This is a genomic window from Bradyrhizobium sp. RDI18, assembly GCF_043203335.1.
In the GTDB taxonomy this organism is placed as follows: Bacteria; Pseudomonadota; Alphaproteobacteria; order Rhizobiales; family Xanthobacteraceae; genus Bradyrhizobium; species Bradyrhizobium retamae.
Genome location: NZ_JBICRN010000006.1, coordinates 535,938 through 559,459, shown reverse-complemented (window position 1 = coordinate 559,459; position 23,522 = coordinate 535,938). Strand labels below are relative to the sequence as shown.

The window sequence follows — 23,522 nt, the reverse complement described above, 5'->3', positions numbered from 1 at the left end:
GCGCGCAATCTTGGCGGGCCTGGAGAGGACTCTTGAGACGAAATTCCGCGAGGAATGGATCGCCAGGCGCGCCAACTGGCTGGCGGCCAGGGCGACCAATCGCGACCTGCGGGCCAGGCTGCGCGACGAGACCGCGCAGCGGGCCGCGGCGACGGCCGAGCTCGCCTTCATCGACGAGGACGTCAAGGCCATCGACAGGGAGATCGAACGCCTGACGACAGCGATCGCGGAACATGACGCCAGGACGGGCCGGAAGGAATTGGCGCAGACCGCCATAATGGCCGATCAGGCCGCGCAGTGGGCCCTTTCCGAATTCAGGGGGCGGGTGGAGAACATCCAACGGCTTCGACCGCTGCTCGCCATGTACGGCTGCGGCTTCGACGAATTCATTCCCTCGGTCGCGAAGCTCCTCGGTGCAGCCAAGAACGCGGAAATCGGAGCCGTGGCCGACGAACTCTCGGCGGCCGAGCAGGGGTTCGTGTCGTCGGCGCCAGCATGGTCGGCCAAGGTCGACGAGGCGAGACAGGCGATCATGGCCGAGGCGTCGAAATTGCGCGCGCAACGCGGCGATCTGCTCGAACGCATCCGTCAGCATGCCTCCGAGGCGCGCGCGCGCATCTCGAGCCGGATACCGAACGGCTGTGCCTCAGACCCGGCAAAAGGGAATGGCGCCGCGGGTGCTGTGCGAGTTGATCGAGGTCGCGGACCCTGAATGGGCGGGAGCTGCCGAAGCGCTTCTCGGCCGCGACCGGGACGCGGTGTTCGTCGACCGACCGGACATCGGCGCGGCGACGGCGATATTCAAGGAAGGTCGCCGCGAATTCCGTCACACCTCGCTGGTAAGCCTCAACAAGCTGGAGCAGTTCAGGGCTAAGCCGGACCGCGGAACGTTTCCCTCTATCTTCCGCACCGAGGATCCGGACGCGCTGTCGTTCATCATGCGCCGCTACGGCTCCGTGCGCCTTGCCGACACGCTCGAACAGTTTAACAAGCCGGGCCGGGCCATCATGAAGGACGGTCTCTACGACGACGGCCTGGTACGGACCCATCGTTCGATCGATCCGTCGCAGCACAAGATCGGCAAGGCGGCTCAGGCGAACGCGCTGCGAGCGCTGCAGGACCAGACGGAGGCGCTCGAGGACGCGGTTTCCCAGAAGGCGAGGGAAGCGGAAGCAGCTGACGCCGCGTTCGCGGCCCTTAGGTCCCTTTGCACCGACGGGAGCGCCGGCCTGAAGTCATGTGCGGCAGCCTTCTCCGCCGCCGAGGCCGAGAAGGCTGATGCGCAGGCAAGATTATCCGCCCTGCACGGGGCCGGCGACGGCGGACTTCGTGAGAAGAAGGAGGCGCAGCTGGACCTCAAAGAACGCCGGCGCGTCGAACGGGAGACGCAGCAGAGGGCTTTCAACAAGCACAATGGCGAGGTGCGGCTCATCGAAGGGAAGCTCGGGGACGGAGAAAACGTGCCCGGCTCCGAACTCAACTTGAGAGTCGCCCAATCGATCTTCCTCAAGAATCGCTCACTCTACGCCGCGATGAAGGGCCGCGCCGCCTACCGATCGCGCCTCGATACGCGTTTGCAAAAGAGCGAAGCGGAGAAGCATTGTTCCATCGCAGATAAAGCCCTGAAAGATGCCGAGGCGTCGGACGTGGAGCGCAAGGGTATCGAGCGCCGGGTGCGGGAATTCCTGGACGGATACTTCGACGATTTCGGCATGAGTTCTCAAGTCGGCATCGAAAGCGAGCCGCTCCAGGAAGTGAAGCCCTGGATGGAGCAGTTGATCGACGACATCGAATCCAACGAACTGCGCAGGTACGAACGGCAGGCGCGCGAGGCGGCCGAGAAGGCCTCGACGCTGCTGCGCGGCGAGTTCATCAACGCCCTGACCTCAAGGATCGGCAAGATGGAGCGGGACCTCCAGTCGCTGAACCGTAGCCTCCAGGCCCACCCCTTCCACAACGAGCGCTACTCGTTCCATCGCACACAAGTCGTGGAATTCCAGCCGATCCTCAAGATCATCGAGATCGGCAAAACCTCTCCGGAAGCGCTAGACATGCTCTTCCGCGGCGACGTGCCCGACGACTTCCCGCACAAGGACACCATTGTCGCGCTCGAGGCGCTCCTTGAGGATCCAGAGAAGGACTTCACGCAGTTCGAGGACTACCGGAACTTCTACACCTTCGAGATCCACATGGAGGACGTCGCCACCGGCCGGTCCACTCGATGGGAGCAGCGTCGTGGGACGGGATCGGGCGCCGAGCAGCAGGTGCCAATCTATGTGGCGATCGGGGCCTCGCTCGCCGCCGTCTACGGCAGCGCCGAGCGGCGCGCCGGCAAGCCGTTGGGTTTTGCGCTCGCCATGTTCGACGAGGCGTTCTCCAAGATGGACGGCAGAAACCAGCGCCAAATGATGGCCTTCTACAAGAAGCTCGGCCTGCAATTCGTGATCGCCGCGCCGTTCGAGAAGCGTGTTGCGGTGCTCGAGCACATGGACACCATCGTCGAAGTGGATCGCATCGGCGAGCAGTCGAGGGCGACCGTCGTTTCGCTGAAGGTGAAGGCCAAGCGCGAGCTCATGGCCATCGACCCGGATCTCATGTCCGACGAGGACCTCGCCGCACGGCTGGCCGCCGAATAGCCATGCCGCGCCGTTTCACCGACGCAAAGGAACTGCTAGGCGACCTTCTCGACCGGTTCGAGGCCGGCGCCTCAAGCCCGATCGCGCACCCCGACTATGCCGCTTTCCCGTCCGTCGTCGCCGCCGACGCCTTCCTGAAACAGATCAAGGAGGCTGAAGAGATCGGCGCGGTCTCGCTCGGCTGGGGGCGCGGCGCCAGGCGGGACCAAGTCGCACACGTGCGGCTGATGTCGGCGGGCGTCTTGTATGGACGTCTCGGCCGCACCCCGGCGTCGCGGATCGCCGAAGATGCTGCCGGGCGTCTCGTCGCCGGCTTGTCGCTGCACGATGGACTGAAGGAAAGCGCTGCGGGTATCGCCGACGTCTGGGGGCGAGGGAAGACGTGGCACGGATTCGCGTCGTTCGACGTCGAGAGGCTCCGCGAGGTGTTCGCGCTGGCCCAAGCGATTCTGGACCACAAGCACCTGGACGTCGACTACAAGACGTTCTCCCGGAAGACGGTGGGCGACAGCAAGACACTCGAACGCAACGAAGGCGCCGTCGTACGACTTCTTAGCGGAATCCTCGAATTTCCGCCGGGCGCGCGACCGCGCGAAGCGTTGCGGACTATCGGGCTTGAGCGTTTCGCCCCGCCGCTTCTGATCGCGGGGCGGATCGATCTCGACGGGGCCGATCTGTCCCGGATCTCTCCGCATTATCTCGGAATCACGCCCAAGGAGGCAGATCGTATCCGCTTCCGGGAGCCCCCGGTCTACGTTCTGACGGTCGAAAACTTCGCAAGCTTCAACAGGCACATCGCCGAGGCGGACCCCGGGCGACTGGGAACAACGATGTACGTGGGTGGATATCCTTCGCTCGCGACGCAAGAGGCGCTCCGGGTCATCGCAGGAATTGTGTCCGAATGCACGCCGATCTTCCACTGGTCGGACATCGATCCGGACGGCACCTGGATCTTTCAGACGATCGAGCGCGCTATCGGACGTCCGATCCGTCCCCACCTCATGAGCATCGAAATCGCCAAGCAATTTGGACAAGTTCCGGCTAAAAAGGCCGCACCAGCGCGATGCCTATCGGATTCTGGCATAGCTGCGCTCGCCACTTATCTGGCGGAGGAGGGCGCCAAGACCCTTGAGCAGGAAGAGCTCGACCCCGTCTTGCCCCAAGTCACCGCTCGGAGGTTAGCACTAACTTAGCCGAGAACCGTCTGTATCATGTGATTGAGACCGTCACTCGGTTCCAAGCGCATTGGAAATCGGATTCTCCGTTGTGACTTGAACGACGGTGCCAATCTTCAAATGCATGACTACGGGGTTGCCGGTCAAGCCTCGCGTGGGATGACCGCCAAGTCCGTTTCGCGAGATGAGCCGCTGGCCGTACGCAAAACGCTGTCGCGGAGATTGTCGGCAACATGCCAGACAGGCATCGGAAATTCCTGATTTCATTGAGCGCGGCGATGCTGAATGGGATTTGCTTGGGGCGTTCCCGGTGCCCGCGATTTGCCGGCCGTCAAATGGCGAATGCAGAACCTTGACAGCCTGCCAGCTGAAAAGCGCGCCGCGCTGGATCTTGAGAAGGTCCTGAGCAAATAACAGAAACCACGCGCGCGGCCAGATGGGTCTGGATCTGCTGCGATCCGATTCCTGAACAGCCAAGCGGTGCCTGATCCCACCAAGCTCGTTGGTCCGATGATCGAGCGGCTTCTCGTTGGCGACGGCGCGCGCCGGACTCCCAAGAAGGTGAGGCGATCAGGTACTTTGCGCGATTTTTGCAAGGCTGATCGCAGGATGATCAATTGATGGTTCTCTTGTCATGAACGAGCGGCGGACGCAGCCGAATATCGCCTATGCAATCTGCGGCTTCAACGATATTCCAAGCCAGCGCGCCATGGGCTTCCACCTCATGATCGTCGACGAAGACGGCAGCCACAGGCCGTGGCCCATTGTCGTGGTGCGCTGGGGCAAGCGGGTGTTTGCCTATCTTAACAAATGCCCGCACAATGGCGTCAATCTGGACTGGGAACGCAACCAGTTTTTCGATCCACGCGGCATCCGGCTGATGTGCGGCAAGCACGGCTCGACCTTCGAGCTCGGCACCGGCCGCTGTGTGGACGGCCGGTGCAAGGGCAGCAGTCTCACGCCGGTCGCGTTGACGGTGCTGGACGGCGATATCTGCGTTACCGGCGTGCGGCTTGTCGAGGAGGAGGATTCCTCTGGCTAAAGCTAAAGCCGGCGTTCAGACCGGCCGGTTCTCGTTACGGTTTCTCACGGGTTCCATCCTCTTCAGCCCGTCTTCGTAAGAGATCTCATCATAGGACGCATCGAGATCCTTGGTTGCGTCGAGCAGGTAGTCGAGCTTGCCGGGCGCGTCGAGCTTCTTGATGTCATTCTTGTCGACCCCGACCAGGTCCATCATTTCCTTCCAAACGGTGGATTCATCGCACGGCAGCACGTTGAAGGTGATACCACCGAGCTTGATTCGGTATTTCGCCAACAGGTCTATGTTGTTGCAAAACATGAAGTAGCTCCCATCAGGGCTTAGCGCGCCGTCAAGAACGTTTGCGACATCAGCAAGATAAGCGAAGCAGTGCAGATAGCCGGCCAGCACCGGAATGCTCCTTTCGCCTTCCTGCACGACCGTCAGTACCTGCTCGATCGAATAGTGGGGCGGCCGCTTCTCGTCCGCGACCTGGGCCTGGAATTTTAGGGCGATATCGCCGCGAAAGCCGAACCGGCCCTGCTTGGTGGTCCCGCCCTTGAATATGGCATTGAGCAGGCGCCCCTCCTTCTCCAACCGGCCGAGCGCGGTGTTCTCGATTGCAGTCATGAAAAATCATCCCTCGATCCAAGACAATCGCCGGACACTCCGGCGGCGGGAGACGCAATGCAAATTGTTTGCCGCCGCGTTCCTTCCGCTTCATCGGCGGAATCCATAAAGAAAGACACGCAAAGCCGCCGCAATCCCTCAAAGACCTTTGTCAGCAACCCTACACGCGTCGCAAAGCCAACAGGCGCGATTTCGAAAAGGTGAGCAATGTCAAGCTCGGGCGCGCTGGCATGCGACTTGCCAATTCCCATGCAAACGACCCAGGCAAAAAGGATAGCCATGATCAATCTGACGGATAGCGCAGTGAATGCGGTCAAGAGCACGATTTCAGCATCGGCGCAGCCGGCGAGCGGCCTGCGCATCATGGTCGAGGCCAGTGGCTGCGCCGGGTTCAAATACCGGTTGAGCCTGGCCGACGAGGCTAAGCCTGACGACACCGTGATCGAGCGCGACGGCGTCAAGGTGTTCGTAGACAACAAGAGCCATGACCACCTCGCCGGCACGACCATCGATTTCGTGGTGGCGCTGGAGGGCTCGGGCTTCACCTTCGACAACCCGAACGCCAAATCGAGCTGCTCTTGCGGCAAATCCTTCAGCTGATGACAAGAGAAATCGAAGCATGCCGGTCGAACCGGAACAATTGAAGCAACCGCCGAGCATTGAGACCGGTCGGGAGCAACTACGGCGCGAACCGGCCGAATCTGCAACGCGACGGCGGCGACTGTCAGCTGGTCGGGATCGAGGGCAGCAAGATCATGGTGAAGCTGACTGGTGCCTGCGTATTCTGCAAGCTTTCAAGCGCGACGCTAGAAGGCATTCAGGCGCGGCTGGTCGAAAGCTCGGCGAATTCGTTCGCCTCATCCCGGTCGCCGGCGTCGCCAATGCGCGGCATTGAAGGAGGCGTTTGTGCCGATCTATCTCGACAACAATGCGACCACGCGGACAGATCCGTGTGTCTTGCAAGCCATGTTGCCGTTCCTCACGGAGCAGTTCGGCAATGCCTCGTCCACCCATACCTTCGGCAGCGAGATCGCGGGCGCGGTGGGGAAGGCGCGCCGCAGCCTGCAGAATTTGCTGGGGGCCGCCCACGATCATGAGATCGTCTTCACCTCCGGCGGGACCGAGTCCAACAACGCCGCCATCCTTTCTGCGCTTACGACCCAGGAAGGGCGCGACGAGATCGTCACCACCTCCGTCGAGCATTCCGCCATCCTCACGCTGGTCGAGCAATTGGCGACAAGGGGCATCAACACGCACGTGATCCCGGTGGATTCGCGCGGACGGCTCGACGTCGAGGCCTTTCGCTGGGCGCTTGGACCACGCACGGCGATTGCGTCGGTTATGTGGGCCAACAACGAGACCGGCACGATTTTCCCGGTGGAGTTTCTGGCCGGGTTAGCGCGTGCGGCAGGCGCGCTGTTTCACACTGATGCCGTGCAGGCCATAGGCAGGGTGCCCATCGACCTGAAGGACAATGCTATCGACATGCTATCGCTGTCCGCGCACAAGCTGCACGGCCCCAAGGGGACCGGCGCGCTCTATTTACGCCAAGGCACAAATTTCAGACCGCTGATCTGGGGCGGGGCACAGGAACGAAGGCGCCGCGGCGGAACCGAGAACATCCCCGGCATCATCGGTCTTGGAAAAGCTGCAGAGCTTGCGGCGGAGCGGCTCGAGCCGGATCGCGTTCGCATTGGTGGGTTGCGCGATCGCCTGGAGCAGGCGATTTTGCACAACGGCCACTGCATGGCGCTCGGCGATGTCAGCAACCGGCTGCCGAACACGGCCAACATTGCCTTCGAGGATCTCGAAGGCGAAGCAATCGTCCACCATCTCAATCGCGCGGGCATTGCCGCTTCGCTGGGATCAGCTTGCAGCTCGTGCTCAATGGACCCGTCGCACGTGCTGCGCGCCATGAACGTGCCGGCGAGGAGCCTGCGCGGCGCGGTGCGCTTTTCCTTATCGCATGAAACCACCGTCGAAGAAGTCGATCACGTCGTCCGCGTATTGTCCGGCATCGTGGCTCACCTGCGCGCCATGTCACGAGAGCATCCCAATCCCACCAGCAATTCGCCCGCGATACACGAGTTGATCTCATGAAAGTCATGATTCGCCGCTCTCCGGAGGCGGGCCTGTCGATTTACGTGCCGAAAAAAGATCTCGAGGAGCCGATCGTTGAATCGGAGCACGAGACGCTGTGGGGCGGCTGGATCAGAATAGCCAATGGCTGGGTGCTCGATCTGCCCGAAATGGCGAGCGATACGCCGCTGCCGATCACGGTCAATGCCCGAAAGCGCGGCGAGGGCGGCGACGACCGATGAAGGCGACCCCGCAAATCGACTTTGTCAACGCGGCCGATGCGGAGGCGATTCTCACTGACGTAGCGGCTAGGCTGCGTGCCGGCAGCATTGTTCCCTATCTCGGACCTGGTCTCACCGCGTTGTCCAAACCGGATGCGCCGATGACGCCGGAGGCCTTGGCTGGCTTCTTCGCTACCAAGGTCGCGCTGCCGCGCCGGGCCAAGGGCAATGTCTGGGCGTCGGCGCAGCACATCGAGAGCAACAAGCATCGCTCCACCGTGACGGCATTGGTGGCGCAGGCCTTTGCTGCGCCGGTCGAGCCTACACCACTGCATCATCATCTCGCCGCGCTGTCCTTGCCTGTCATGGTCGATGCCTGGTATGACGGCGCGATGCGTGCGGCGCTCGGCAAGCACGAGGGGTGGGGCGAGGTGCAGGGCATTTGCCGCGCCGGCCTCGGCGAGGACCGCTGGTATCGCTTCTATGATGCGGAGGGCAGAGAGGTCGATCGCGCTGTGGCGCAGAGCTGGACCACGGTCCTCTACAAGCCGCACGGCGGCGTGCTGCCTGCCAGGAACTTCCTGATCTCTGACGCCGACTATGTCGAGGTGCTGACCGAGATCGACATTCAGACGCCGATCCCCGATGTGGTGAAAGAGCGGCGCAATGGCAGAAGATTTCTCTTCATCGGCTGCCGATTCAACGATCAGCTGCTGCGAACCTATGCGCGGCAGCTCACCAAGCGCTCAGCCGGTGTTCATTACGCCATCGTGGAACCGGATGTGCTGTCCAGGAATGAGCTGCGCTTTCTGGTCGAACAGGGCCTGACGCCGCTTGCGATCCCGCTCCCGCGCGCGATCGAGATCCTGCTCGCTGCCTGACAGACCTTGTATATGGGTCGATGTTGCTCGCGTGCCGGCGCATGCGAGTTGTCTTGCGTTTCGCGCCGGCGAATGACTGCGCTCATCTCCATGTCAGGATCAAGACGCCTGTCACACTTCGAACATTTCTAATGTCGTGCAGAAGGCTTCGCTTCCACGGCGAACCGCGGCAGGCGGCTCACTTTGTGACTTAGATTAAAACTGCTCGCCATTCCGGCCATGGCACGCGAGTTGCAAATCTTCTTTTCAGTTTCCGCCTTCAGGGAGAATGAACGGATGGACGTATCAGCGCTGGACGAAGCAAGCTTGGCAGGGAGCGCCGTCGACATCGGCGAGACCATGCAGGCGATCGCCGAGCACAAGGGCTGCGGCGCGTCCGGCGGCAGCGGCAAGGCGAGCTGCGGCTCGCAAGCCGGCCAGGGTGATCTGCCGACCGAGATCTGGGAGAAGGTCAAGAACCATCCCTGCTACAGCGAAGAAGCGCATCATCACTACGCCCGCATGCATGTTGCGGTTGCGCCCTCCTGCAACATCCAATGCAATTACTGCAATCGCAAATTTGATTGCGCCAATGAATCGCGCCCGGGCGTGGTGAGCGAAAAACTAACGCCGGAGCAGGCGGCGAAAAAGGTGCTGGCAGTCGCCTCCACCGTCCCACAGATGACCGTGCTCGGCATCGCTGGGCCCGGTGATCCCCTGGCCAATCCGAAAAAGACGTTCATGACCTTCGAGCTGGTGGCCAAGGCCGCTCCCGATATCAAGTTGTGCCTGTCGACCAACGGCCTCATGCTGCCCGACCATGTCGATACGATCGCCCGCTTCAAGATCGACCATGTCACCATCACCATCAACATGGTCCACCCCGAAATCGGCGCCAAAATCTATCCGTGGATTTTCTACAACCACAAGCGCCACACTGGCCTCGAAGCCGCAAAGATCCTCAACGACCGCCAGCTGCAAGGCCTCGAGATGCTCACCGAGCGGGGCATCCTCTGCAAGATCAATTCGGTGATGATCCCGGGCATCAATGACCAGCACCTCGTCGAGGTCAACAAGGCGGTCAAATCGCGCGGCGCGTTCCTACACAACATCATGCCGCTGATCTCCGCGCCCGAGCACGGCACGGTGTTCGGTCTCAACGGTCAGCGGGCTCCGACCGCGCAGGAATTGAAAGCACTGCAGGATGCCTGCGAAGGCGAGATGAGCATGATGCGGCACTGCCGCCAGTGCCGCGCCGACGCTGTCGGCCTGCTCGGCGAGGACCGTAGCGCGGAGTTCACTACCGAGAAGGTTATGGCCATGGATGTCAACTATGACCTCCAGATGCGCAAGGCCTATCAGGCCAAGGTCGAGGAGGAGCGCGTCGCCAAGGTTGCTGCCGAGCAGGAAGAGCTCGCCGAGCTCGCCAGCGAGATGAGCGACATCAAGCTCTTGGTTGCAGTGGCGACGAAGGGCACGGGGCTGATTAACGAGCATTTTGGGCATGCCAAGGAGTTCCAAGTGTACGAACTCTCCACTACGGGCGCCAAATTCGTCGGCCATCGCCGCGTCGATCACTATTGCCGGGGCGGTTATGGCGAGGAGGAGAGCCTTGCCACCATCATCCGCGCCATCAACGACTGCCATGCGGTCTTCGTGGCCAAGATCGGCGGCTGTCCGAAGAGCAATCTGTTGAAGGCAGGGATCGAGCCGGTCGACCAATACGCCCATGAGTTCATCGAAAAATCAGCGATAGCCTGGTTCAAGTCCTATCTTGCGAAGGTGCAAAGCGGCGAGATCCAGCATGTTGAGCGGGGCGAGGCGGCGATCCGCCAGGGCGCGCTGATTTCGGCGGCGTAAGGGAGATATCCATGCCGTTCAAGATCATTGCCTCGCAATGCTCCGGCTGCTCGGCTTGCGAGCTCGAATGTCCGAATGTCGCAATCTCGGAGAAAGGCGGGACGTTCGTCATCGACCCGAAGAAATGCACCGAGTGCATCGGCCATTTCGACGAGCCGCAATGCGTCGCGGTGTGCCCGGTTGATAACACCTGCGTCGTCGACACCTCATTGCCACGCTACCAGGCGCGGGCGTAGGGGGCGAGCCCATGACCATCACGCTGACGCCCGCCGCTGAAAAACTCACGAGTTACGTGCTGCGCGCCGATGGCACCGTTGGCGCCGGTTTCCGGCTCGCCGTCACGGCAGATGGTTGCTCGGGGTTGTCCGCCGATATAGGTGTTGCGCCGGCAGCTCAGCCCGGTCAGCAAGGCGTAGAGCGCAACAGCCTAAAGTTGCTTCTCAATGCCGAGAGCCAGCTAATGCTTGGCCTTGTCACCATCGATTTGACCGACACCTCTGCGCAGACCAGGCTGATCTTTCCAGAAGCAGGTATGCTGCTCCAGCAACACCGCAAAGGCTGCCCATTAGAAGAGGAAAGCTGCCAATGAACCTCGATGGGGCAGGCAATCCGCTGTCCGAGAGCGAGGGGGCGCTGATCGCGCACACGCTACTCGGCGAAGGGCTGCCGCGCGAAGCCAAGGATCATCTGTGGGACGCCGGGCTGTCCTATCACCTGGACGAGATCGCGGAAAAACACCTGCATGAAGCGCAGGCGCTGGCGCCGGGCCACGCCGCCGTCCTGATCGGGCTCTACCGCTTCTATTTCTACAAAGGTCGCTTGGCCGAGGCGTTGGAGGTCGCAAAGCTCTGTATTTGTAAGGCAGCACGTGAAAACAGTCTCGCAGACGATTGGCGGCGGGTCAGCGCGGGCGACGCTGCTTTCGATCGCTACGAGAACATCCTGCCGCGCTTCTATTTATTTTCCCTGAAAGCCTACGCCTACCTGCAGATGCGGCTCGGCGATCTGGATGAAGGGCACGCCGCCGCCAACAAGCTTGTGGAGCTCGACCCGACCGACAAGATCGGCGCCAAGGTGCTCCTGGACGTGCTGGAGCGGATGGGGCAGGACGATGACGGATGACATCGATAAGGCCCGCGACTGGCTGGGCAACGAGGTCGACTGCGGCACCTGCACGCATCTCGGGCTCAGGGCCAGCGGCGGCTGCCGCTTGATGCACGCCTGCGTCAACGACCGCTACGCCCGCTGCATCGAACGCTTCTTCAACTGGAATCCGGTGCTGGCCGACGCTTACGTCACACATCCGCATTTCGAGGTGCGCGCAATCGCGGCCAACCACGCCAATGTGTTCCTGCTGCCGATGCTGCTCGACGATGCTGAGGAAACCGTGCGCTGGAACGCGGCGCGCCGCCTGCCCAAGCGCTTTGCGCTGCGGCTGCGCAGCGACCCGCATCGGGAGGTGAGGATGCGGGTTGCGACCTTGCTGGACGGCGAGGAGCTGGCGCCGATGATGTCGGACGAGGACTATTACGTCCGCCTGGTGGTGGCGAGCCGGATCGCGCCGGCGCTGCTTGGGGGTCTCATGAGCGATGACGAGCCCGAGGTGCGCCGCGTGGTCGCGCTCCGCATTCCCCATGACTGGCTGCTCGGCATGGTCACTGATCCCGATGGCACCGTGCGGCTCGAGATCGCACGGCGGCTGTCTCCGGATTCGCTCAGCCTGCTGCGCCGCGATCCGGATTGGCGCGTCCGCTATGAGGTGGCAAGCCGCATTATGGCGGCCGAGCTGGCGGAGTTGACCGAGGACGGGGACTCGATGGTGCAGGAAGCCGCCCGCGCGCGCGCGGCCATCCGGCCCGAACGACCGAGAGAGAGTGGGACATGAGCAACATCGTTCGCGACAGCGAGGTGGTCGAGCTGACCGGGCCGCCTTTCTTCAGCTTTGGCGAAAAGGTGCGGGCCAACCGCACCATCCGCAATGACGGAACCTATGCCGGCAAGGAAGTCGGCGAGATCCTCGCCAAAAAGGGGGAGGTGGGTTACGTCGTTTCAATCGGCACTTTCCTGCAGCAGTTCTACATCTATGGCGTCGAATTTCTCGAAAGCGGCAACCGCGTCGGCATGAAGCGCAAGGAGCTCGTGCCGGCGGTGGCGCGCGAGGAGTTTGAGGACCTGCCGTTGCCGGAAGAGGCCGCGTCATGATCGACCCGAGGCTGCCGAAGTACCAATGGGGCCAGCGCGTCAAGGCGGCGATCGACCTCATTAACGACGGCTCCTTTCCGGATGCACCGGCCGATGGACTATTGATGGGCGCCGGAGGGATCGGCGAGATCGTGCAGGTCGGCAGGCATACCGAAGCGAACGTGCCAATCTATCTCGTCGAGTTCGGCGAGCGGCTGGTCGTCGGCTGTCTTGAAGAAGAAATTGCAGTGCTTTGAGGGTGCTGGTTCGCGATGAATGCTGCGGTGATGAGAAAACTAGCGATCGGACTGATCCCTCACCCGAACGAGCTCGATCGCAAGCGGATCGAGCGTGCCTTGGGCTCGCGCAAGCGCTATCGCTTTGTGTCGCCGAATGTGAAGCCGGTGAGGGGTGGCTATCTGATCGAGAGTCCCTGCTGCTCTCGCAATATCGACAAGGACGGCGGCCTGATCGATGTCGCGCTGATCCACTATGACATGGTGAGCGGGATGTGGAAGCTGTTTCGCATGAACCACGCGCACGGGATCTGGGAGTTTTACAGCATTTACCTCCGGCTGACCTCAGCGATCGAGGATTTAAACACGGATCCAGAGCGGCGGTTCTGGCAATAAAGCTGATTTGGGACTAGTTGTATGGGAGCCGCGATGGCGCTTGGCACAGACCAACTGATCGAAATAGAACGGGTGCTTGCGGCGGCGGAGGCCGATGCAAGCCCATTCCTCGAGCTGCGGCGCCGTTTTCCGCACCTCGCCTTCACGCGCTGTGATGCGTCTGATGTGACGGAGCGGCCGTTCCGAAGCTTTCCGCGTTTCGACCTGCATCTGATCGATGGCTGCGATCGCTGCGTGCAGATCACGGCCGATCCGGCACGCGCGATTGGTATCCTGCTGGCGGCAAGGAGTACTGGGCGGTGACCGGCATTGCACTCGCAGAGGATCACGGCGATGGCACCGAAGCAACCGAGGCCGTATCCTTCATTCCGCTCTCCGATCCCGATATCACCTCCGCCGAGCTCTCTGCCGTGGAAGCGCTGCTATGTTCGCCGCAGAATCTCCAATGGGCCGATCACTGACGCCTTCGAGAAAGCCTTTGCCGCCTATCTTGGCCGCAAATATGCCGTTGCCGTCCCCAGCGGCACGATCGGGCTTCTGCTTGCGCTAAAAGCGCTAGGCATCGGGCCCGGGCAGGAGGTGATCGCCTCGCCTTATTCGTTTCGCGAGACGGTGCATGCTATCAGTCTCGTGGGCGCGAGGGCCGTATTTGCCGACGTCGACTATTGGTCGGGAGCCTTGGCTCCGGCGAAGGTCGAAGAGCGTGTCACGGCCAACACGCGGGCGATTATTGGTGGCAACCCCAATGGCCATCCGGCGCCATGGTTGGAGCTGCGCGCGATCGCGCAGCGCCATCAGCTGCCGCTCCTGGAGGATTCGACCGAAGCGATCGGATCGCGATACAAGGGCGAACTCGTTGGCCGCTTTGGCGATATCGCCGTGTTCGACTTCGCCCAGCCACTGGCCCTGACCTGCGGTGAAGGCGGCATGGTGGTGACCGACGACATCGACTTGGCCGGCGGCTTGCGTCGCCATCGCGCACATCGGCTGGATGAGCGCTCCTCCATTGTCGTCAGCAGCGCAGCGCCCCACCAGGCCGGCATGAGCGATATCACAGCCGCGCTGGGCCTTGCGCAGCTAAGGCGCCTCGACGAAATCCTGGAGCGACGCCGGCTCGCCGAACAGCTCTACAATGCGCATATGCAATCCTTCGAAGGTATCAAGCCGCCCTATGTGGCTCCCGAAGCGACCGAGGTGAACTGGTTCCTCTATCTCGTCCATCTCGGGACGCGCTTCACGCGCTCCAGCCGCGATGCCATCGTCGATGACCTGCGCATCGAGCAGGTCGAGGCCGCCGCCTATTGCCATCCGTTGCATTTGCAGCGGCATTATTTCGAACGCGGCTATCGGCATGGCGATTTTCTTGTCACGGAAAAGATCGCCGATCGCGCCCTGGTACTGCCGTTTCACACCCACCTCACCGATGACCAGATCGAGTTCATCGTGGAGACGATAAAGGATGCGTCAATCAACATCGGCGCTGGCGCTGCAATTTATTAGACCCGAGGAATCATAAATGGGACGCAAAAGGAGGGCTTGAATGTCGACAGCCACGGCCTCACCATGGGGCAAGATGATCGAGGTCATTCAGGCCACATCACTCTTGGCGGTGCTGCAGAACCCGAAGATCGCAACGCCAAACAAATGCAAGTGCAGACCAAACGTGGATCCTCCGACATTTCGTCCGGCAAGGCCGCAAGGAACTCTCGAGGGTGGTGCGCAAAGAGAATGACAAGCTCAATACGATCGGAGGAGGCGCCTCCAAGTTGCGGCTCGCCTGCGAAGTCAAGTTGCTCGGAACCGGTAGCATGATCATCGAGCTCTTCGGCTTCGGCTCGGGTTTCTTCAAGCTTGGGCGGGAAGGCACATGGATTTCGCAACACGTCATTGTTCCCTGAACGAGACAGTGGTGGAGCTTGACGAGCGCCCGGCCGGCCTCGCGCCGCACCAATGGTTTGATTTTATCAGCGGGCCGTCGATGCCCTTCCAGGAGCTGGTCGGTGGAATTGGCGTGCTTCGGCTGACCAGTGCCGCCGTCGATGCCTTCAGGCAGGAAAATGCAACGACAAGCACGAGCGAAGGGAGGCACCGCGACATGGGTAGCCAAGAGATCGAGGTGTTCACCGTCTGTCGCGCCGATGCAATCGAGCGGGGCGGCGCGAAGGGTTTTAACCTGTCGCGGATCGACGAGAGCGGCGAGAGCCGGCCGTTTCTGATTGTCGTGGTGCGGACCTTCGGAAACGACTACCACGGCTATGTCAACCGCTGCCCGCATGACGGTGTCTGGCTCAACATCGGCTCCGGAGAGTTTTTCTCGTCGGACCGCGCCTTTATCAGATGCGGCCGGCACGGTGCGACATTCGAGATCGATAGCGGGTTTTGCATCGATGGCCCTGCAACGGAAAGGCCCTTGAGCCGGTCGCGCTCGCTGTGGTCGACGGCGACGTCTGCCTGTGTGGCGTGAAGCTGGTGGAGGACGACGGGTTTCCCGATCCGTTCGAGGACAGCGACGAAACCATGGACATCATGATCCATCCGGATTAACAGGGATGATCTCATGACCGTAGCTCAGGAGTCTTTCGGTAAAGCGCCGTCGTTCTCATGAACATTGGCGCAGGCCGCGCCTGTCGCTGCTTTCGAACTCGTGAGAGATCAAGGGCCGGGCACGGCGGCCGAAGTCATCCAGTAGCCCGGCATGAATGAATGGTACGGGGACAGTCGAACAGCGAGACGCGCAGCCATTTCGGTGTTCGAGCCGCATTGGCGGCTTTGTGAGGACCGATCGGCCGGTCGACAGCTCTTGGCGCGCATGGATGAATTGCCTGAAGCGGAGACCATTCGCGCCGTGCATCCGGCTGATGTCGGGGGCACCAAGGAGGTGTTCAAGTGCTATCTCACCGAATGGAGGGCGGGCCAAAAATCTAAACTTCCGAGAAGGGCCATGCCAGCGGCCGCGCCAGAGCCATCTCAGTTTTCTCATCGGTGGCGCCGAGCTCGACCCCCTGGCTCGCCTACATGTGCGGCGTATTGCAGGAGACGATTGCTAACGAAACCGCGCGCGCCGAACTCGACCTTGCGCTGTCAACGCTCGCCGGCGCAATCAGGCCGGTATGATGAAAGACCGCGGCGCATCCTAAAGAGAAGGTGGCAGCGCTCCCCTCGTCCCGCTTGCCTTTTCCTTTCCGTTCGCTCTTGGCCTGCGACAAGACGCCGGCGTCCTTTTAGGAGAATTGGCGGCTGCCTCTCCATAATAGTGCTAGATCCACAAATCGCGTGCGGGCGAGCGCGAGCTGCACGGTTCCACGCCGTTTACGGAGTGAGGCAGGCCGCAAGGGGCGAACATCGATGCCAGCACTTTTTGGTCGGGTGAAGCCGGGTGCGCGCCTTTTGCTTCCGATGACACCCGCGCTTGTGGAGGGCGCCGAGACCGAGCAGGTGCTAGTGACGTCCAGGCGCGCTTGAAACAAAGAAAGCCTCCGGCGGCCATAACACCGCCGAGGGCTCCGTCTGGGCTGGCTGGGGGTGCGTAGACCCAGACGTAACAGGACCGTTAGGGGTGAACGATCCTGTATCAGAAGCCCTTGGAGACTCGCTGAAGCCAGATTGGCCGTGCGTGCAGGGTGAGGGGGCAACCCTGCGAAGTACAAATCCCAGTCACGCGCGGCAACTCAAAGGGCTTATCCATTGACGTAGTCTTGCGATCGAGGTCTCCGCCCCAGGAATCAATTGATTGAAGGGCCGGCTATTGGCATCGCTGATCGCGGTTTGCCATTCGCGCTCCTAGCCGGCTCGGCTTGCAATCTCGCACAATCCACGATCACGCGCCCCTCGTCGCACGGTCCAGCGCTCGCCGAAAGATGCCGTGGGTTCGCGCCGGATCACGCCTTGCTGTAAGCGTCGATCTCATCAGGAAGATCGCGAAATTGATGGGCTCCTCTGTGAAGACGACAGTCACGGCGATCGCTACATCCTTCCGCGGGGTGACATTGCAAGAGCCGGGCTATGCGGAAGGACGAGGATTCTCCGGATATCTTGGGCCTCGCTGCGGAACAGCTGTAGGCGGGCGCGTGCGGCTCGATGTTTGTCACATCCGCAACAGAAGAGACCTTTGCTGTGGCAAACGTGACAACGACTGGTAGTTGCACGTCGGCAGATTGAGAAGGGTTGGCGCAGAAGCACGCCCTCTCGCATCTTGGTTCGAGGCTTGCATGGAGAAGCACGATGGCGGAGCAAGCAAAGCGGGAGCAAGGAAGATTGCGATGATGGGACCAGACGAAGCCCTGAGCAGGAAGGCCTTTCCAGAGGCGAAGGTTTCCGTGGCAGATCTTGCCGGCGACGGCGATCATCATGGCGCCCGCGTCATTCCGCTTGCCTTCACAATCAAGAGCCGAAGCAGCATCAGATTGTGTATGCGACGCTCAACGGGACAATGGGTGACGAACTTCACGGGCTTGCGCAGGCGACCGCGCTCCTAGGGGCGATGCACTCGGACCTAGTCTTTCTTCAGATGAACTCAATCGAACGCTTGGCAGGCACATGAACTCAGAAACGGAATTCCAGCTTCCTCAACTCTACAGGCATGATGTCTTTGCCTGCCACGTCCAGCGTCCGCCCACACATCCGCACGCCAGCTGCGGCGCGGCCGGCGCGCAAGTCCTGTGGGACAGGATGAGAAACGCGATCGAAGCGCAAGGGCTCACCGATATCGGCTTCACGGCCGCGGGCTGCCTCGGCTTTTGCAACGCAGGTCCCTTAATGGCGGTCTATCCTGACGGCATCTGGTATCGCCCGACCACCGCCGACGACATCGACGAAATCATCGAGTCCCATCTCAAGGAAGGCAAACGTGTCGACCGCCTAGTTGTGGTGTTGAAGCGGAGCTAGTGTCCTGAGTCACAAATTAGCAATCGCAGATTCGCAATACATTCGTCGCTAGCGCGTTCGAACCTCTGCGCGCGCATGGTACGCAGCAGCCTACCGTCTAACTGCTGTGCTGCGCAGAAGAGCTTCGCCGAAATGTGAGCACAGCGCCGCCGCCCGAGGAGCAAGTCGGAATCATGATTCCAGCGCAAACTTGGCGAGGTTTGGTTTTGATTGATGTTCATGAGCAAATCGAGACCTTGTTCGCAATGTAGGCGCTCAATGACCAAACCTTTTGCCTATCGGAGACAGAGCTATGGCCCGAAATTGTCCGCCGAAATGCACTCCTGCGTCGTTATGGGATCGAGCCGATTTGATCCAAGCGCGACCCTGGGCAACCGGACAGGAGCACGTGTCGACTGCTTCAATCCGCGCGGCCCTTTCCCCAATAGCCGCAGGGAGACACAGCCCCATGAACGTTATCAATTTCCCGACCGTCAACGTTGCTTTCGCTGAAGCCTGCAAGGCTCGCAGCGCAGAGTCTGAACGCGTCACCAAACTGGAGCACGAGAATTTCGACATACGCACCGCGCTTGCCGACGCAGTGCTTGCGGGCGTGACGGCACGCGAATCAGTCGCAGTTTACCGTCAACAGCCGCCGCTCTGGTGACCCCTACGTTAGCGAGCTGATCGCGGAGAATCTGGCTCTTGAAGTCTGCTGAAGAACCCCTCGCCACGGAGGCGGCTTGATGATTCACTTTGTCTTCTCGAATTGGTGGCGATGATCATGCGCTGCAGGTTTACGGATCAGAGCGGTTTGTTTTTAGTGATTTGAACCGCAGCCTTGGGAGGCTCTATCCCAGGGAGGGACGTCCTTCGATCCCTCCGGAGCAATTGCTGAGCGCCTTGCTGCTGCAGGTGTTCTACGGCATCCGCTAGGAACGCCAGTTGATCGAGCAACTGGACTACAATCTTTTGTGTCGCCGGTTCGTGGGGCTGTCGCCCGACGATCCGGTCTGGGACCCGACCACCTTCACCAAGAACCGGGAGCGACTGCAGAACGGCGATGTGTTCACGAAGTTCATGACCAGGCTTCTGAACCATCCGCAGGTCAAGGCGCTGCTGTCGGCGAGCACTTCTCGGTGGATCGAACGCTGATCGAAGCCTGGGCTTCACAGAAGAGCTTTCGCCCCAAGGACGGCAGCGGCGACGATAATAACGGCGCCAATTTCCACGCCACCATGGATAACCGGCATGGGCTGGCGGTGGCCGGCAGGGTACGCCGCCAATGGCACAGCCGATCATGTCGCCAATCTTCCCGCTATCGGCGTGACGCCGCATGTGACGCAGAACCAGGCCGTCACCAAAACCGGCAAGACCCACAACAGCGCCCTCGACCAACGAACCACGCGGCATTCGGGATATGGCATGTCGTAATCACGCCGGGCGATTATCAAGTGCATCTTCGATGGGGCAAGCAGCACGGCACCATGCTCAAGACCAAACATCGTGGCATCGCTCGCGCCGACTTCCTAGCTCAATCATCGCTTATAACCTGAACCCGCATTCCCAAACTGCTTCGCTTAGCCACCCGCGTCAGCGTACACCTAACACCACACTAGAAAGCTGCATCCAATTCCACCGGGGCCCCCCAACAACGACCCGGCAAGAACAAGAAAAGTCTAGAGGCTGCCTTGGCTGCCTTTGCACGCCATAACGGCCAAAGCCGTACCCGCCGCCCGGGCGAGGTCCGTGTAGCACGACGAACCGCTGGGTGATCTCGCCCCATACCGACGCTGTCGACAACCGCGTGGCCGGAGCTGCCGGCGGAAGCGCAGGAGGCCCTCACGAGCGTGATGACGCAGTTGATCCTCGACCATGCAGCGTTGGCAGCGATGCCGCCTGCGAAAGCGTAATGGCGGCCAATGGCAAAGTTCATGGCTATTTTGTCCTCCTTGTCGGAGATGCACCCTCGACCGAGGGCTGGTTTGAGCGCTGCGAGTTGATCGTGCGGATATCCTGGGCGGCACGCGGAGCGATTGCGGCATTTTAGCGAGGCTTCAACTTTACTGGGAAGTGGAATCAGTGTCGCCCTTCAGGTAATTCAGCATGGTGTTGCAGGTGTCCTCGGCCTCAGCGAAACTTTGGAGGGGCGAGCCGAGAACCCTGATCGCGCCACGGCCCTGGTGAAGTGGACGCCACGACGCGACGTAGCCCAACCTTCCGCGAAAGCCAGGACCGGTTGGGCTCTGGAAGCTGATCACGAACGAATAGTGGTCGCTGCTTGCGCTCCATATCTCCATGTCTTCGACGGCACGATGGAATTGCAGGGGCATCAGGGTCCGTTCGCTGGGCCAGCCCGAGAACCAAACTGCTGCGGGCCGGCGCCGGGCAGGGTCAATACAGCGCAGCTCTCGCCGGCAAATTGCGTTTCGTGGTCAAGCCATCGCTTTCTTATAGCCCACGGCCGGAAGTAGGAGCATTGTCGTCAAGCTTCGGCGTACATTGTAAGAATCGAACTCCACCGACTGCTAGACCGTATGTCTGAGGGAAGGCCGGAGGCCTATGGCCCGTAACGTGGCCTCTTCGCCTCCACATTGCACGGCAATTAATATGGATGTCTTGCGGAGGGCACCTTGCGGTAAATCAATCCGGCTTGAGGCGACTTAAGAGCTGGGCAAACCCGATCTAAGATCTGGTGACAGCGCCGAATGCGGTGCCGGAATCCCGATTGACCTCCATCAATGACTGCTCTGCGCTGAGGGACATAGCGCCGCCGCCAATCTCATCGAATATGATCGCCGCTTGGCCCTAGAACATACCTATGCATCTGGGCGACTTGGATTAAGTGAGGTCGAGGAGCGGGGTCGTTAAAGCGACAAGTGTACGGCCGGCCAATCAACATCAGCGCGTTTGGCCGCCGAGGTCATCGAGCCGGCTCGCTAAGCGGGTGCTGCCGGACGGGTGGCCAGGCGGTCGCGAACAGGGCACAATGGAAATCAATGGTGGCCTTCTAGCGCAGAGGCGGCGATCTCGACCCGAAGCTGAGTGCGTCCACCACCCGACACTTCTGGCCAGTACGACAGGGTCTTTCGCTCCAGCGACGATACACGCGATGGACAGAGACCTGCCACACCGAACTTTTGCAGCGAGCTATTATCGTTGGCCTCGATTGTGGTACCATCAGCTTACTTGGCGGCAACAACTGGCTGTCAGCGCAACAGCGGGCAGCCGTACCGGTAATTACCTGGGCACTGAGACCGCTAACGACCGCCCACACGGGCTACTGGCGCTTTGGCGCGAGCGACCCCGCCAGCTCAAGGCAGCTTTTGCCCTTGAGAAGCTCTATATGAAGAAGGCTGAAGGACGAGGACGTGAGACAAAAGACCAAACGAGTTCTGGTTATCGCGGCGGCGCTCGCGACGATCTGGGGTGTTGCAGGCGCTGAAGCCGCATCGAAGGATGAATGTAGCAAAGGCAAATACGCGGATGCGGCGCGCGAGCCGCTCTCGCGGTTTCTAGACTTGACGGTCCTGTATAACAAGAAATCGCAATGGCCTGAGGTACTAATGGTTCATCATAGTGATTTTGACGTTTTGATACCGAGCCATTCGAGGATGGGCAAGTTTTCCGGTGGCAAGAGAATCTCGATGCTTCTGGGGACGCCGGGTTGACGTCGGATGAAGCCGTTCCGTTCGAGGGTGACGATCATCTGGTGGACAGTCGGCGGGCTGACGCGGAAATGGCGCTGGATGTCGGCTTCGGCGGGCGGCTGCCCGAACATGTACGAATAGGTATGGATGAAAGCGAGGTAGTGCCCCTGCTTCTCGGTGAAACGCGCGCCTGATTTTTGACTCATCGTTGGATTCGTCCCGGTCTCCGACAAGGAGGCAAAGCATGAATGTACGTTATCGGGTCGAATTGAGCCAAGCCGAGCGCGATGAACTGACGGCGATGCTCGGCGGCGGCAAACACGCCGCCCGCAAGCTCAAGCGGGCGCAGATTTTGCTGGCGGCCGATCGGGGCCGCCGCGACGAGGAGATTGCCCGGACCGTGAGTGTCAGCCTCTCCACCGTCGGCCGGACCAAGCGCCGCTTCGTGGAAGGCAATCTGGAGCGGGCCTTGAGCGAGGAGCCGCGTCCGGGCGCGGAACGCAAGCTGACGGGCAAGAAAGAGGCCCTGCTGGTCGCGACCGCATGCGCCAAGCCGCCCGCCGGCCGCAAACGCTGGACGCTGACGCTGCTGGCCGACACGTTGGTCAAGCTCACCGATCACGACAGCCTGTCGGGCGAGACCGTGCGTCGCCGGCTAGCCGAGAACGACCTCAAGCCATGGCGCAGGGACATGTGGTGCATTCCCCATGTCGACGGCGAATACGTCGCCCGCATGGAGGACGTGCTCGATCTCTATTCCGAGGCGCCGGATCCCGAGCGGCCGCTGGTCTGCTTCGACGAGACCCCGTCCAGCTCATCGGCGAGGTGCGTCAGCCGATCCCGGCCAGGACAGCGCGAGCGCTACGATTACGAGTACCGCCGCAACGGCACCGTCAATCTCTTCGTCACCTTCGATCCGCATCGCGGCTGGCGCAACGTCAAGATAACAGACCGCCGCGCCGCCGTGGACTATCCAACCATCGCCAAAGAGTCACAATTACTGTGATGAACCACTAGCAAAGGGAAGGCCGGTCTGGAATTTTGACCGCATGTTGCCCATTGGATCAAGCGCGTGTCTTTTCGACGTGGCAGGTTCGCAAGAAGACATCGACAGTGGGTAGTCTGAAGGCGACATTACCGTTATCCGTGCGATCGATGGCACGATCAACGCGGACCGCATAGTGCTTCCAGACCCCACGTACGAAAGCACGTTAAGGGGTCTCCAGAAACATTGCGTTTGGGCGAAGCTACTGGATGACACTCGGCGTTATTTTGCCAGCACTAAACTTGGGCTTCTCGAAGCCGAGCCGCACGACGTAGAATCGATATTCAGTGCGACACCGGGAGACGGCAGAGGGTATATTGGCGGCCGGTTGATCTTTAAGTTTCGCGGATATGACGGCAAGCCATACCGGGCGACCTTCGATGCTGTCTTCGGGCGAGGCGGGTGCTTTGTTGACTTCTTCCGCTACTACGCGGACCTCTTCTGAGTCGGAAAACCGAGGGCCTGCCCCGCAATTGCCGACTGGCAACGGTGCTGTTTGCCCGACGTACATTCCGGCAATGCCGTTTCTCCACTTGGCGTACTTGCGAATGAACGAGGACGCAGCCGAGGCATCGCCTCGATGCTATGGACATTTTCGTTCGTGACGGCAGTCAATTTTCTCGTCCCGACCTTCTAGGCATCTTGATGTCTCCGGCAAGGAGGTCCACACCA

26 protein-coding genes and 5 pseudogenes are annotated in these 23,522 nt (G+C 61.0%); 26 read left to right on the top strand and 5 right to left on the bottom strand.

All coding sequences use genetic code 11. From position 1 onward, the window contains the following. The first annotated feature begins 10 nt into the window (after positions 1-10). The 3 genes from ACFXS9_RS03625 to ACFXS9_RS03615 all read left to right on the top strand — a co-directional run bounded on the left by ACFXS9_RS03625 (position 11) and on the right by ACFXS9_RS03615 (position 3,829). On the top strand, positions 11-712 hold the full coding sequence (locus ACFXS9_RS03625; RefSeq protein WP_392685241.1) for a hypothetical protein: 702 nt from the start codon (positions 11-13) through the stop codon (positions 710-712). A 226-nt stretch (positions 713-938) separates the two neighbouring features. After that, entirely contained in the window at positions 939-2,636 is a 1,698-nt protein-coding gene (locus tag ACFXS9_RS03620; protein WP_392685238.1) for an SbcC/MukB-like Walker B domain-containing protein, read from the top strand. 2 nt (positions 2,637-2,638) lie between these two features. Then, entirely contained in the window at positions 2,639-3,829 is a 1,191-nt protein-coding gene (locus tag ACFXS9_RS03615) for a Wadjet anti-phage system protein JetD domain-containing protein (protein ID WP_392685235.1), read from the top strand. Positions 3,830-3,862: 33 nt separating this feature from the next. On the opposite strand, the gene ACFXS9_RS03610 is transcribed toward ACFXS9_RS03615, so the two are convergent. Then, entirely contained in the window at positions 3,863-4,288 is a 426-nt protein-coding gene (locus ACFXS9_RS03610; protein WP_156434001.1) for a hypothetical protein, read from the bottom strand. Positions 4,289-4,445: 157 nt separating this feature from the next. On the opposite strand from ACFXS9_RS03610, the gene ACFXS9_RS03605 reads away from it, so the two are divergent. Beyond that, positions 4,446-4,853, top strand: coding sequence for a Rieske 2Fe-2S domain-containing protein (locus tag ACFXS9_RS03605; protein ID WP_249791494.1), 408 nt, complete (start codon positions 4,446-4,448; stop codon positions 4,851-4,853). Positions 4,854-4,868: 15 nt separating this feature from the next. On the opposite strand, the gene ACFXS9_RS03600 is transcribed toward ACFXS9_RS03605, so the two are convergent. Both ACFXS9_RS03600 and ACFXS9_RS03595 read right to left on the bottom strand, forming a co-directional pair. After that, a complete protein-coding gene (locus tag ACFXS9_RS03600) occupies positions 4,869-5,459 on the bottom strand; it encodes a hypothetical protein (protein ID WP_057846593.1) in 591 nt (196 codons plus the stop codon). Beyond that, positions 5,456-5,740 carry a hypothetical protein gene (locus tag ACFXS9_RS03595; protein ID WP_392685231.1) on the bottom strand — a complete coding sequence of 95 codons (285 nt, stop codon included), beginning with the start codon at positions 5,738-5,740 and terminating at the stop codon, positions 5,456-5,458. Before ACFXS9_RS03595 ends, ACFXS9_RS03600 begins: the two co-directional genes overlap by 4 nt. Here ACFXS9_RS03595 and ACFXS9_RS03590 point away from each other — a divergent pair. From ACFXS9_RS03590 to ACFXS9_RS03495, 20 genes and pseudogenes are all read left to right on the top strand, one after another. Continuing rightward, on the top strand, positions 5,739-6,059 hold the full coding sequence (locus ACFXS9_RS03590; protein ID WP_057852082.1) for an iron-sulfur cluster assembly accessory protein: 321 nt from the start codon (positions 5,739-5,741) through the stop codon (positions 6,057-6,059). The genes ACFXS9_RS03595 and ACFXS9_RS03590 overlap by 2 nt on opposite strands. 19 nt (positions 6,060-6,078) lie before the next feature. Beyond that, positions 6,079-6,354, top strand: a pseudogene (locus tag ACFXS9_RS03585) (NifU family protein). A gap of 11 nt (positions 6,355-6,365) precedes the next feature. After that, positions 6,366-7,559 (top strand): cysteine desulfurase NifS, encoded by a 1,194-nt coding sequence (gene nifS / locus ACFXS9_RS03580; RefSeq protein ID WP_057847898.1) that lies wholly within the window; start codon positions 6,366-6,368, stop codon positions 7,557-7,559. Then, complete coding sequence (nifT, locus tag ACFXS9_RS03575) at positions 7,556-7,780, top strand: putative nitrogen fixation protein NifT (protein WP_057847894.1); 225 nt, start codon at positions 7,556-7,558, stop codon at positions 7,778-7,780. Before nifS ends, nifT begins: the two co-directional genes overlap by 4 nt. After that, positions 7,777-8,640 carry an SIR2 family protein gene (locus ACFXS9_RS03570; RefSeq protein WP_057847893.1) on the top strand — a complete coding sequence of 288 codons (864 nt, stop codon included), beginning with the start codon at positions 7,777-7,779 and terminating at the stop codon, positions 8,638-8,640. Before nifT ends, ACFXS9_RS03570 begins: the two co-directional genes overlap by 4 nt. A gap of 339 nt (positions 8,641-8,979) precedes the next feature. Then, a complete protein-coding gene (nifB, locus tag ACFXS9_RS03565) occupies positions 8,980-10,479 on the top strand; it encodes a nitrogenase cofactor biosynthesis protein NifB (protein WP_245309605.1) in 1,500 nt (499 codons plus the stop codon). Positions 10,480-10,490: 11 nt separating this feature from the next. After that, a complete protein-coding gene (locus ACFXS9_RS03560) occupies positions 10,491-10,715 on the top strand; it encodes a 4Fe-4S binding protein (RefSeq protein WP_057847892.1) in 225 nt (74 codons plus the stop codon). Positions 10,716-10,726: 11 nt separating this feature from the next. Continuing rightward, on the top strand, positions 10,727-11,068 hold the full coding sequence (locus tag ACFXS9_RS03555; protein WP_392685225.1) for a HesB/IscA family protein: 342 nt from the start codon (positions 10,727-10,729) through the stop codon (positions 11,066-11,068). Continuing rightward, entirely contained in the window at positions 11,065-11,601 is a 537-nt protein-coding gene (locus ACFXS9_RS03550; protein ID WP_156434153.1) for a hypothetical protein, read from the top strand. The genes ACFXS9_RS03555 and ACFXS9_RS03550 overlap by 4 nt, the downstream gene beginning before the upstream one ends. Further along, a complete protein-coding gene (locus tag ACFXS9_RS03545; RefSeq protein WP_392685221.1) occupies positions 11,591-12,364 on the top strand; it encodes a 4Fe4S-binding leucine-rich repeat protein in 774 nt (257 codons plus the stop codon). The genes ACFXS9_RS03550 and ACFXS9_RS03545 overlap by 11 nt, the downstream gene beginning before the upstream one ends. Then, complete coding sequence (locus tag ACFXS9_RS03540; protein WP_057847889.1) at positions 12,361-12,681, top strand: nitrogen fixation protein NifZ; 321 nt, start codon at positions 12,361-12,363, stop codon at positions 12,679-12,681. Before ACFXS9_RS03545 ends, ACFXS9_RS03540 begins: the two co-directional genes overlap by 4 nt. Next, a complete protein-coding gene (locus ACFXS9_RS03535; RefSeq protein ID WP_057847888.1) occupies positions 12,678-12,917 on the top strand; it encodes a nitrogen fixation protein NifZ in 240 nt (79 codons plus the stop codon). The genes ACFXS9_RS03540 and ACFXS9_RS03535 overlap by 4 nt, the downstream gene beginning before the upstream one ends. A 15-nt stretch (positions 12,918-12,932) precedes the next feature. Next, on the top strand, positions 12,933-13,292 hold the full coding sequence (locus tag ACFXS9_RS03530; RefSeq protein ID WP_057847887.1) for a DUF3024 domain-containing protein: 360 nt from the start codon (positions 12,933-12,935) through the stop codon (positions 13,290-13,292). Positions 13,293-13,325: 33 nt separating this feature from the next. After that, on the top strand, positions 13,326-13,595 hold the full coding sequence (locus ACFXS9_RS03525) for a DUF6129 family protein (RefSeq protein WP_057847896.1): 270 nt from the start codon (positions 13,326-13,328) through the stop codon (positions 13,593-13,595). Between the two features lie 5 nt (positions 13,596-13,600). Beyond that, positions 13,601-14,792, top strand: a pseudogene (locus ACFXS9_RS03520) (DegT/DnrJ/EryC1/StrS family aminotransferase). A 595-nt stretch (positions 14,793-15,387) separates the two neighbouring features. Next, positions 15,388-15,836 (top strand): annotated as a pseudogene (locus ACFXS9_RS03515) (Rieske (2Fe-2S) protein). Positions 15,837-17,551: 1,715 nt separating this feature from the next. Further along, positions 17,552-17,763 (top strand): annotated as a pseudogene (locus ACFXS9_RS03510) (BolA family transcriptional regulator); the annotation flags it as partial. A gap of 65 nt (positions 17,764-17,828) precedes the next feature. Next, positions 17,829-18,176 (top strand): ferredoxin, encoded by a 348-nt coding sequence (locus tag ACFXS9_RS03505; RefSeq protein ID WP_392685215.1) that lies wholly within the window; start codon positions 17,829-17,831, stop codon positions 18,174-18,176. A gap of 448 nt (positions 18,177-18,624) precedes the next feature. Further along, on the top strand, positions 18,625-18,822 hold the full coding sequence (locus ACFXS9_RS03500) for a hypothetical protein (RefSeq protein WP_057847883.1): 198 nt from the start codon (positions 18,625-18,627) through the stop codon (positions 18,820-18,822). Between the two features lie 161 nt (positions 18,823-18,983). Then, positions 18,984-19,711 (top strand): annotated as a pseudogene (locus ACFXS9_RS03495) (transposase); the annotation flags it as partial. A 507-nt stretch (positions 19,712-20,218) separates the two neighbouring features. Here the strand turns inward: ACFXS9_RS03495 and ACFXS9_RS03490 are convergent. After that, positions 20,219-20,488: a hypothetical protein gene (locus ACFXS9_RS03490; protein WP_392685212.1), complete on the bottom strand. Its 270-nt coding sequence runs from the start codon at positions 20,486-20,488 to the stop codon at positions 20,219-20,221. Positions 20,489-21,526: 1,038 nt separating this feature from the next. On the opposite strand from ACFXS9_RS03490, the gene ACFXS9_RS03485 reads away from it, so the two are divergent. Further along, positions 21,527-21,826: a hypothetical protein gene (locus ACFXS9_RS03485; protein WP_392687348.1), complete on the top strand. Its 300-nt coding sequence runs from the start codon at positions 21,527-21,529 to the stop codon at positions 21,824-21,826. Here the strand turns inward: ACFXS9_RS03485 and ACFXS9_RS03480 are convergent. After that, positions 21,730-21,936, bottom strand: coding sequence for a MarR family transcriptional regulator (locus ACFXS9_RS03480; RefSeq protein ID WP_249734851.1), 207 nt, complete (start codon positions 21,934-21,936; stop codon positions 21,730-21,732). The two genes, ACFXS9_RS03485 and ACFXS9_RS03480, sit on opposite strands and share 97 nt — an antisense overlap. Before the next feature lie 113 nt (positions 21,937-22,049). Here ACFXS9_RS03480 and ACFXS9_RS03475 point away from each other — a divergent pair, with 113 nt between their 5' ends. Beyond that, positions 22,050-22,811 (top strand): IS630 family transposase, encoded by a 762-nt coding sequence (locus ACFXS9_RS03475; protein WP_392685209.1) that lies wholly within the window; start codon positions 22,050-22,052, stop codon positions 22,809-22,811. Positions 22,812-23,522: the final 711 nt, after the last annotated feature.